Origin of the sequence: Tunturibacter empetritectus, from assembly GCF_040358985.1 — a bacterium.
GTDB lineage: Bacteria > Acidobacteriota > Terriglobia > Terriglobales > Acidobacteriaceae > Edaphobacter > Edaphobacter empetritectus.
This window is the reverse complement of record NZ_CP132932.1, coordinates 2306514-2312669: the sequence shown is the minus strand read 5'-3', so window position 1 is coordinate 2312669 and position 6156 is coordinate 2306514. Positions and strand designations below refer to the sequence as shown.

Below are 6156 nucleotides of genomic sequence, written 5' to 3'. Positions count from 1 at the left end.
AAGCTTCAAGAGAGATTCTCAGTATGAGCAACAGATCAGCATCTGAAAAAATCGCAAAGCGGGCAAACGATCTCCTCCTCGGAATCAAGATCTCTGCCCTACTCTGCCTCATCAGCTTCGCCGGCGCACGACTCCACGCCCAGGCACTCCCAACCGCAACCGCCGCCGGAGTCCTCCAGGCTGGCGGCGAGTTCAACTACGCCAACTCAGACTACGTCCCGCAAAAGATCAAAGGCGGAGGAGCCTACGTTAACTTCGACTTCAAATATCACTGGGGCATCGAAGCAGAGTTCCACCAAATCAACGATTCCGACCCAACCACAAAAATCTACGAACGCACCTACGAGATCGGCCCTCGCTACGTCCTCCACTTCGGCCGGATAGAGCCCTTCGCCAAAGTCCTGTACGGCCGCGGCGTCTTCAACTACCCAGAGGTTCCTAGCCTCACCCCCGGTGGTCCTCCACAAGGCAACGCCGCCAATCTCGCCTACAACATCGTAGCCGCGGGTATAGGCGTCGATTATCGCCTCACGCGCTCGGTCAACTTACGCGCAGAGTATCAATTTCAAAAGTGGCTCAGCTTCCCGCCCAACGATCTAAGCCCGCAGGTCTTGGGGATCGGCGCCGCCTACCGCTTCCACTAGAGCGCTCTTCACTGACTCTATCGCCGACCAGCGGGAAGACAACCGAACCCACCCCGCCCGGAAAAGGTACACACGTCACGAAGTGACCGCCCTCCGCGCAGGAGGCCCGTCCGGCAGGACGCTACCTCCCAGCAATCTCCAGCACCCCACCTTCAGCCCTCTCCGGCAACACAACCGTAAGCGAATGCGCCGCGCCATCGAACCTCGCGCCCGCAATCACCTGGCCGCCATACATAATCTTCCCCGGCGCGCCACTCCAACCGAAGATCGTCACCTGCACCCCATTCCACCAAGGCTGAAAGCTCCCCTCGCGCTTGCCGATCTGCAGACGCAATCCGTCCTGAGTCGATTCGCAGCTATACGTCACACGCAGAAAATCCTTCTCCTTATACCCGAAGCTGATCCCATCATCCTGATACAGCGAGCCCGCACATCCCTCACCCGGAAACACCTTCAGCGTCAGCGGCCCATCTGGCTTCACCTGCGTGCTTTCGACCACCGGCGCAAACGGCAGAATCGACCCCGCTCGCACAAACACCGGCAGCACATCCACCTGCGGCGTAATCTTCACCGACTGAAGCTCACCCACTCCCAGCGCCGCGCCCGTACTCACCGCAACCGCCTCGCGAGCGCTCCCCGCAACCTTTGCCCCCGTCCAATAGTCGTACCAACCCACCGGCGGAAACGTCACCGCATAGCTATCCGGCGCCTCTGGATAAGGCGCAGGCGCAATCAACAAATCCGGCCCCAGCATGAACTGATTGGCCGCATCCAGATCGAGCGGATGCTTGTCCGCAGTCGCATCCGGGAACTCCAGAAACATCGGCCGCATCATCGGAACGCCCGTGCGAGAGTTCTCCTCGGCCAATGTATAGAGATACGGCATCAGCCGATACCGATCCTCAATGTACCTCCGCCGAACCGCTTCCACCTCCGCTCCACCCACCCAAGGCTCCTGGTCGGCCGTGAACTTCTCTGTGTGGTCGCGATAGATCGGATTGAACTCACCCACCTCAATCCACTTCGTCAACAGATCCTGCGTAGAAGAACCCGCATACCCTCCAATGTCATCTCCAGCCATCGAAAACCCGCTCAGCCCCAGGTTCAGAAGCATCGGCGTACTCATGCGAAGGTGGTTCCAGCTGCTCGAATTATCTCCCGTCCAAGTCGACGCATACCGCTGGCCGCCAGCATAGGTCGCGCGCGTCAAAACAAAAGGCCGCTGGTGCGGCTTCAACGCAAGCAGTCCCTCATACGTCCCCCGCGAGTTCTCCATGCCATACACATTGTGAATCTCCGCATGGCTCGCAGTCCTCGATACAAACCCCGGCTCATCGATCCGATGCACCACATCCAGCGGCATCGTCTTCGAAGCCACTTCAAACACCGAAGGCTCGTTCATATCGTTCCAAAAACCCGCGGCCCCATCCTCATAAAAATCTTTATAAAGAGTCCCCCACCACGCCCGCGACTCCTTCCTCGTGAAATCAGGAAACACCGAAGGCCCCGGCCACACCTTGCCCACAAACACCGACCCATCCGGATTCTTCACAAAGTGATCCCCCGCCACACCCGAATCGTAAGGCGCATACCCCTGATTCGCGCGATCCGCAATATGCAGATCCGTAATCAACACCAGGTTGAAGTGCTTCTCCTTCAACTCCTGAATAAACTCAGGAAACTTCGGAAACGCCTGCTGATTCACCGTAAACGGAGCATTCCGATCCTGAAAGTCAATGTCCAGATACAGCGCATCGCACGGAATCCGATCGGCGCGCATACGGTCCGCCACCTCGCGCGCCCGCGCCTCCGTCATGTACGAGTAGCGCGACTGCTGAAAGCCCAGCGACCACTGCGGAGGCAGCGGCGTAAGACCAGTCAACCACGCATACCCCTCCACCACCTGCTTCGGCTTCGGACCATAAATAAAGTAGTAGTCAATCGGTCCACCATCGGCCCCAAACGAGTAAGCCTCCGAATCTTCCTTCCCAAAATCAAAACTCGTCCGCCACGTATTGTCGAGAAACAACCCATACGACCTCCCCGCATTGTCCGCAATAAAAAACGGAATTGCTTTATACAGAGGATCGCTGCTCTCCTGAAAACGATACTGATCGGTGTTCCACATCTGGTACGCACCGCCTCTGCGATCGAGCGGCCCCGTCTTATCTCCCAGGCCAAAGTAGTGCTCCTCGGCCGACATCCTCTTATAAATTCTGAAATGCTCGCCGTGAAACTCAACCGGTCGCGCATCCTGCAGCAGAACACCGCCACGGGTGTCGCTGATCGTTACGGCAAGCGTGGCGCGGTCAACCGACACCTGCAACGCCTTCGTGCTAAAACCTGTCTTGCCTCCCTCCGCGCGATAGGCCGTCGCAACCGAGCTGGTTCGCGAACCCGGAAGCACAGCCCACGACGCATCCTCAGGCATCTTCCCCGTCTTCGAAACGCGAATCCGCAGAACATCCTCTCGCAGCGCAGTGATCTGAACCCTCGCCTCGCCATCCCTCAGCTCTAAACCATTCGGCAGCGCCGCAGCACTCGTCGCACGATGCATCGAAATCAGATCACTCTTTGCAGCCGTTGCGCTCTGTGCCGATAAACCGGGAAGACTCATCCCGCAGCAGCCCAGCGCAAACAGGACAGCAACTCTTCCAAAACGCAATCGATTCATAGTTCCGTCAACCTCATTCACACGGTGAAGCGGAGTCTGACTACGAAGAAGCCTCCGAGTCACAAACCAACATTATGCACTTCACTCCTGACCATCCTTGGAAGCGCCCCCTAAAACGAAGATCGATCTGGATCGAGTCGAGTCCGTTTCATCGAGAAGGGAGACCGGGTTCAAGGTGAGTGGGGTCGCCCCTGGTGTGTCTCTTCGAAGGTAGATACGGTATCCGCGTTGGTGTTCCGGATCGCCGCCACGTTGTATGGAAAGAACGTAGCTCTGGTTCAGGAGGTTGGTGAACTGGGGCCAGAACTTCAGCTTGTCGTAGCCGCGAGCGTCGAACGTTGGCCATTGTTCATTGCTCAATACGATTATCCTTGGATCGGATTTTTTCAACTGCGCGAGAAACTCGTCTCGCAGTTGTTCTACCCGTGCATCGTTCCGATCGAGGAAGAAGACAGTGTCGTTGATGTAGCCGGTCGCCATGATGAGGTTCATGTGAAGGAGGACGTTGACACAGCCGGTGGTAGTGTCAAGACACTGCACCTCGCCCGGAGCATCCGAAGCGTGCAAAGCCGTCAGGTCACTCTGAAGCGCTACTTCGTTCCACTGGCTCCAAATGGCTGGACGTGAGACACGAGGGTAGAGGGCCGCGGAGAACAAAAGCAGTGCAAAAGCCAACCATTTGTAGCTTTTTGTACTTTGCCTCATCGTCGCTACAAGGACCCAGCCGACCCACAGAAAAACAAAAAAATGAAATGGCGCGCGGTGGTAAAGAAAACCTTTGTGTTGCAGGAAAAACGATGCGGCACCCATTAAGGAGGCGAGGAACAGGACTTGTTGACCAAGGTTTTTTCTGAGAGAGGTTTGCAGCGCCACGAGAAGCAGCGAGCCCATTGCAACCTCTGGTAATACATGGGATGGTTCAATGAGGACCGGAAGCATCTGCAGGAAGCTCTCATTAGCAGTAGTTGCATAGACCGGAACCATCACCCATTCGAGACTGAGGAAGGCGCCTACCGCTTTTTCGTAAACAAGATAGGCAAGTATGAAGGCCATGCCGGCGCAGAAACCTGCGAGGAGATACCCGAGATAAGAGCGAAGAGGGAGGTGCCGTTTGGGCAGTGCCACGATCACGGGCAGGGCGACGATAAGAAAGACGATGGATGTAGGCTTAATCGTCGAAGCGAGCGCGACGGAGAGTCCGAAAAAGAAGATCAACCGTGCTTGTTGGCGATGGACCGATTCGAGCAGGAAGGCGACGCCCACCCCGAGCAGGCAGGCCATGAAGAAGTCTCGCTGACCCAGGTCCATGATGCTGACCCAGGTGCCGGTATGCTCCAGCAAGAAGAAGGCGAAGCCGAAGACAGCGGCGAACCAGAGCTTTTGCCGGCGTGCAATGACGAACATCGAGACAAACGCCGTTGCCAGACCAAAGAGGTCAAATAAGCGGAATGCGAGGTCGCCGGCTCCGAAGAGGTGTCTTTCGAAGCTGTAAAGAAGGACTGCTCCGGGAAACTGAACTTCGACGATGTCACGATAGAGACGCATTCCATGCTCACTGAGGAAGACCATATAGAGCAGAATGGGGCTGTCGTGCACCATCGGCCAGTGGATGGAGCGAACGGTGATGATTGTTGAGAAGACCGCGTACCACACAGTAAGGAGAACGAACAGAATGCGCAAGGTCAACGGTTTGAACGCTACGGAAGATATATCAAAGTTGCGTTGCGTCAGGGGGGACCTCCAGCGGGTGCTGCAGGAAGAAATATAAATCCATAGTAAGGTATACGGAATTCTGAAGATAACAGGTAGGACCCATAATTCAACTGCTATAGACAACGTTTAATACGTCATCTGGCAAGCAAAGGCAAACTGAAGTGGCAAACGGTTGACGAGCCAATAGAAGGCCCATGGTGATTCCCCTCACTACACCGGCCTGCAAAATGTACGCTCTGCGGCTGCGAGATGGCGAAGCAGTGCATGTATCATAAGCCACAACCCTGGCTGGTTCTGCAACAAGGGCGAGGCTGAGACGTTCCCGAGGGAATGACGTGGTAGAAATGGTCCCGCATGGCTTGGTGATACTGTTGGTTTCGGCTATCGTCATTGTGGTCGGTACCATCCTCCTGAGGAGGAAGAAGAAACCATGAATCGACGAGGTTTTCTACACGCATGAACGCGGGACTCTACAACATCAACGCACCGATGGAAGCGGCTATCGAAGAAATCATCTCCGCGACACCAACCATTTTCAAGCGCGACGCCATCCTCGACAGGATGATCCAAGATCTAGCATCCGCGTCAAAGCCGCTCGTCCCGGAAGGCTACTGAGTGACGCTCAAAGGTAAGGGCTACTGGCCTTGGCTTCCCATTGTTCTTGTCGTCGGAGTGTTGCTCGGCATTGTGCTGGCTGACATGATTATACGCGGCTTCCGGCTACCCAACTTTACTGATGTCTTATTGGTGTCCTGGCCTTCATAAGTGCGCGGCCCTCTTAGCCTGGTTCGGATGTGCGCGATTCGCTTTATTTAGCTCGAAAGGTCACAACGGTCGCTGCGCTTTCCGCCCTCGGTCTCGGTGAACTCAGCAACCAGCTTCCATCGCCCGCCGTTGAGATGAGTGCGTGAAAATGGATCAGCGGAGAGATGCCGTCGATACACTTTGCGAAGTAACAGTAAAAGTAGCCCACCCAGCGCAAAGCGCTTTAGCCCCGGAAAAATCCTGTCAAGCCCCAAAGTCACAAAACCCGCGCCAGTCCTGCACTTTCGCGTGGCGTATGAGTTACTCTCAAACCGCTATAATTGAACTAGAAGAAAAGACAGGCCCCGGCAAAAGCTGGGG

4 protein-coding genes are annotated in these 6156 nt (G+C 55.9%); 2 read left to right on the top strand and 2 right to left on the bottom strand.

Annotation, left to right across the window (positions count from 1 at the left end; all coding sequences use genetic code 11):
* The first annotated feature begins 23 nt into the window (after positions 1–23).
* Positions 24–644: an outer membrane beta-barrel protein gene (locus tag RBB75_RS09645; protein ID WP_179640590.1), complete on the top strand. Its 621-nt coding sequence runs from the start codon at positions 24–26 to the stop codon at positions 642–644.
* Positions 645–765: 121 nt separating this feature from the next.
* Here the strand turns inward: RBB75_RS09645 and RBB75_RS09640 are convergent, their stop codons facing one another.
* Together RBB75_RS09640 and RBB75_RS09635 are read right to left on the bottom strand one after the other, a co-directional pair.
* Positions 766–3318 carry a glycoside hydrolase family 31 protein gene (locus RBB75_RS09640; protein ID WP_353070301.1) on the bottom strand — a complete coding sequence of 851 codons (2553 nt, stop codon included), beginning with the start codon at positions 3316–3318 and terminating at the stop codon, positions 766–768.
* An 81-nt stretch (positions 3319–3399) separates the two neighbouring features.
* The gene (locus RBB75_RS09635; protein ID WP_353070300.1) at positions 3400–5154 is read right to left on the bottom strand and encodes a hypothetical protein; all 1755 of its coding nucleotides are present in this window, start codon (positions 5152–5154) and stop codon (positions 3400–3402) included.
* A 333-nt stretch (positions 5155–5487) separates the two neighbouring features.
* Between RBB75_RS09635 and RBB75_RS09630 the strand changes: the two genes are divergently transcribed.
* Positions 5488–5646 carry a hypothetical protein gene (locus RBB75_RS09630; RefSeq protein ID WP_353070299.1) on the top strand — a complete coding sequence of 53 codons (159 nt, stop codon included), beginning with the start codon at positions 5488–5490 and terminating at the stop codon, positions 5644–5646.
* The last annotated feature ends 510 nt before the right edge of the window (positions 5647–6156 follow it).

Coding starts and splice junctions, on each gene's coding strand:
- RBB75_RS09645 (WP_179640590.1), top strand. CDS start 24: ATGAGCAACAGATCAGCATCTGAAAAAATCGCAAAGCGGGCAAACGAT.
- RBB75_RS09640 (WP_353070301.1), bottom strand. CDS start 3,318: ATGAATCGATTGCGTTTTGGAAGAGTTGCTGTCCTGTTTGCGCTGGGC.
- RBB75_RS09630 (WP_353070299.1), top strand. CDS start 5,488: ATGAACGCGGGACTCTACAACATCAACGCACCGATGGAAGCGGCTATC.